This window comes from Corallococcus llansteffanensis (assembly GCF_003612055.1).
Taxonomy (GTDB): domain Bacteria; phylum Myxococcota; class Myxococcia; order Myxococcales; family Myxococcaceae; genus Corallococcus; species Corallococcus llansteffanensis.
Genome location: NZ_RAWB01000840.1, coordinates 1 through 3,020 on the forward strand (window position 1 = coordinate 1; position 3,020 = coordinate 3,020).

Sequence of the window (3,020 nt, forward strand, 5' to 3'; positions counted from 1 at the left end):
CTGCCCGCCCTGTACCTCACGCTCGCGTGGCTGCTGCGCGGCGTGGGCCAGGGCGCGGCGTGCCACTACGTGCAGCAGGTGCTGCTGGGTCCGGAGGCGGAGCCGTCGGTGCGCCCGTCGATGCGCGCGGCGCTGGGGCGACTGCCCAGCCTGTTCATCGCGGTGGCGTACCTGGCGTTCTTCAACGTGTTCACGGTGACGCTGTCGCTGGGCATCGCGCTGTTCATCCTCTCCGCGCACGGCGTGGGCTACGCGGCCACGATGCAGGGGCGGGGCAGCCCGCTGGGGCTGTACGGCCTGTGCTCGCGGCTGCTGGGCCCCTCGCGGGGGACGGCCACGGGGGTGCGGTGGTTGATGTCCGTGCAGGTGCTGGTGTTCTTCAACCTGCACGTGGGCCTCAACTTCCTGCTGTACCTCGCGCGGCAGCTCGTGGGCATCGACCTGACGTTCGCGGAGCGGTTCGCGTCGCTGGACAACCCGCCGTGGCTGATGTTCCTCGCGGCGGCGACGTTCGCCCTCTTCGAACCGCTGCGCGCGGCAACGGCCACGCTGCTGCTCATCGACGGGCGCGTGCGGCAGGAGGGGCTGGACCTGCTGGCCGCCGTGCAGCAACTGCCGGAGCGGAGCACGAAGCGCGGCACGGCTGGCTCGGCTGGCTCGGCCGGCTCGCTCGGCTCGGTCGATTCGAAGGGCGTCGCCGCCGCGCTGCTCCTGGCCTTGGGCGTGCTCCTCGCGCTCCCCACCCCGGCCGACGCGGCTCCCGCGAAGGCCTCGGTGACGGCTCCGGCGAAGGCTCCGGCGACGTCCGAGCGCGAGGCGGTGCGCGATCGGCTGGTGACGGTGGTGGTGCACTGCGAGGTGCCCGAGCAGTTGGACGGCACGGCGCTCCAGGACTTCGACGCGCTGGGCGCGGCCGAGGGCGCGAAGCTGGAGCGCTTCGTGCGCCACCTGGAGCAGCTGGCCCTGGACGACGAGGACTGTGAGGCGGCCACGGCGACGCTGGAGTCGGGGCTCGCGCAGGTGACGGCCACGGCGGAGGCCCAGGCGCGCGTGGATGCCCGCGCGGCGACGGACCGGGCGCGCTCAATCCTCGCGCGACCGGAGTTCCAGGATCGGCCGGAGAAGGACCCGAAGGAGCCGGAGCAGGAGGAGGTCCCTCCGGAGCCGAGCTGGTGGCGCCGCTTCATCGACAAGCTGGGCAAGTGGCTGGAGGAGCTCTTCCGCCGTGAAAATCCCTCGCCTCCGCGGGACACGTCCCTGCCGGTGAGCGGCGGCGCGGCGGCCAATGTCCTGGTGGTGGCGCTGGTGGCGCTGACGCTGGCGGTGCTGGGCGTGGTGGTGGTGAACGTCCTGAAGCGACGGAGCGAGGGGACGGGCCCTGCGCTGGAGGTGAGCACCGTGGATGCGGCGGCGCTCGCGGGCAACCCGGACCACGCGCTGTCGCGTCCGCCCGAAGGCTGGGCGCACCTGGCCGACGCGCTGGCGGCCCAAGGCGAGTACCGCGAGGCGGTGCGCAACCTGTACCTGGCGCTCCTGTCGCGCCTGCACCGCGACGGCGCCATCCTGTACGACGAGACGCTGAGCAACTGGGACTACCTGCGCGCGTTCCGGGGGCGGCCGGAGGTGAAGGCCCCGTTCCGCGAGCTGACGCGCCGCTTCGACTTCGTCTGGTACGGCAACCTCCCCGTGGGCCCCGAGGGCTACACGGAGTTCCGCGCCATCACCGCCCCGCTGCTCGCCGCGCCGCCCGTGCAGGAGGCCGCCGGTGCGTGACCGCTTTCCGCTGCTCGTGCTGGGTGGCCTGCTGCTGGCCGGCGTGCTGGGGGCCTTCCTCGTGCGGGGCGCCCAGCGCGGCGGCTTCGCGGATCCGCTGTCCACCTTCCGCGCGGAGCCAGACGGCGCGCGCGCCCTGTTCCTGCTCGCGCAGGAGAGCGGCCTGCCGGTGACGCGGAACATGGCGGACCTGCGGCTCGTGTCCGGCCCCCAGACGCTGGTGCTGTTCGCCGTCGACGTGGAGGACTCGCACGAGGAGGATCCGGATCAGACGAAGCTCGCCTCGGATCCGGACGCGGGCGTCGACGAGGAGGAGGCGCCGCACCTGGGCTTCAACGCGCTGCGGGCCCAGCAGCTGGACGAAGCCGAGGTGGAGCGGGTGCTGTCGCACGTGCGTGCGGGGCACTCGCTCGTGTACGTCCCCTGGGGCTCGCGGGAGAACCCGCTCCTGGATGAGCTGGGAGTGAAGCTGGACAAGGCGGACTCCACGCTGCCCATGCGCACGCTGGTGGCGCCGCTGCCCACGCCGTACACGCTGGGCGTCGAGCGGGTGGAGACAAAGGTGCAGGCCTACCTGCGACTTCCGGAGCACGCCGTCACGGTGCTGGAGGACGAACGGCTGGGCTTCGCGGTGGCGGCGGTGATTCCGGTGGGCCAGGGCCGGGTGCTGGTGGTGGGCGCGCCCGAGCTGGCGATGAACCGGGCGCTCGCGCGGGCGGACAACGCCCAGTTCTGGCTGAGCGCGCTGGGTGCCCTGGGCCCCGGGCCCTACGCCTTCGACGAGTTCCACCATGGCTTCACCAACGAGCGCTCCATCGTGGACTTCGCGCGCCGCTACGGCCTGCACTTCGCGGTGGCGCAGTTGCTGCTCGGCGTCGCGCTGTGGGCGGGCGCCCTGAAGCGCTTCGGCCGGCCGCGGCCGCCCCCCGAGTCCGTGCGCGTGGGCGCCACGGACGCCCTCTTCGCCATGAGCCGCCTGTACCGCGAGGGCCGGCACCACGCGTTCGCCGCGGGGCTCATCTCCCGGGGCCTCACGCAGCAGCTCGCGCCGCTCGCGGGCCTGCCCTCCCACTCCACCGTCGCCGCGGTCGCCGAAGGGCTGCGGGCGCGGGGGCGTCAGGACCTGGCGCACGGGCTGCTCGACGTGGCCCGCCAGACGGACGCCGTGCAGAAGGACGCCGACCTCCAGGCCCTCGCCACTTCCGCCGCGCACGTGCGCGAGCGCATCCACCCCGCCGGCATCACCC

General features: G+C 73.6%; 2 protein-coding genes. Both read left to right on the forward strand.

Annotated features, from left to right (window positions below; translation table 11 throughout):
• The coding region (locus D7V93_RS41000) for a DUF4129 domain-containing protein (RefSeq protein WP_147451620.1) at positions 1-1,773 on the forward strand (1,773 nt) is incomplete at its 5' end.
• Positions 1,766-3,020 (forward strand): DUF4350 domain-containing protein (locus tag D7V93_RS41005; protein ID WP_120648423.1); only part of this gene is annotated, 1,255 nt, incomplete at its 3' end. The genes D7V93_RS41000 and D7V93_RS41005, both read left to right, overlap by 8 nt.